Source organism: Roseateles sp. P5_E11, from assembly GCF_054049355.1.
Genome location: NZ_JBFUMO010001114.1, coordinates 1 through 836, shown reverse-complemented (window position 1 = coordinate 836; position 836 = coordinate 1). Strand labels below are relative to the sequence as shown.

General features: G+C 65.8%; 1 protein-coding gene. It reads left to right on the top strand.

The window, feature by feature from the left end; translation table 11 throughout:
- Window positions 1-300: 300 nt before the first annotated feature.
- The coding region (locus ACXJKR_RS33775) for an ABC transporter ATP-binding protein (RefSeq protein ID WP_457326580.1) at window positions 301-836 on the top strand (536 nt) is incomplete at its 3' end.

Here is an 836-nt window from a genome sequence, read left to right as displayed (position 1 = left end):
TGGTGAGCCCGGCGTGCAGCCGCGCGTTAAGCGGGCAGGTGGTGCGATGGATGGTGCGGCCGATAAGGACAGCAGCGAGAGCGCAGCGGTTCGCGTCTTCCCGAGATGCAGGTCAGCGTTTTCGCGCGCCGCTATTCGCGGCGCCGCGGTCGTGTGCGGTTCAGGGCCTCTTCTTTGGTGACTTTCTTCTGGCCCCGCAGAAGAAAGTTACCCCGCTGCCGGGCGGGACTCCCGGCAATGCAGCGAGCAACCACGCTCTCCGCCAAAGCAACCCGAAGCAACGAGCAAGCTGACAAAGCCATGGCCACCCCAGCACTCGAAATCCAAAACCTCCACGCCTGGTACGGCGAAAGCCACATCCTCCACGGCATCAACCTGTCAGTCCAACCCGGCCAGGTCATCACCCTGCTCGGCCGCAACGGCGCCGGCCGCACCACCACGCTGCGGGCCATCATGGGTTTGACGGGAGCAAGAAAAGGCTCCATCAAGATCCACGGCGAAGAGACCATCGGCCTGTCCACGCACCGCATCGCCAACCTCGGCATCGGCTACTGCCCCGAGGAGCGCGGCATCTTCGCCAGCCTGTCGACCGAAGAGAACCTGCGCCTGCCGCCGCCGCTGAAAACCAAGCGCGGCAAGGTCATGAGCGAGACCGAGATCTACGCGATGTTCCCCAACCTCGCCGAGCGCAAGAACAGCCCCGGCACGCGCCTGTCCGGCGGCGAGCAGCAGATGCTGGCCGTCGCCCGCATCCTGCGCACGGGCGCCGACATCCTCTTGTTGGACGAGATCTCGGAAGGCCTGGCCCCCGTCATCGTCCAGGCCCTGGCCCGCAT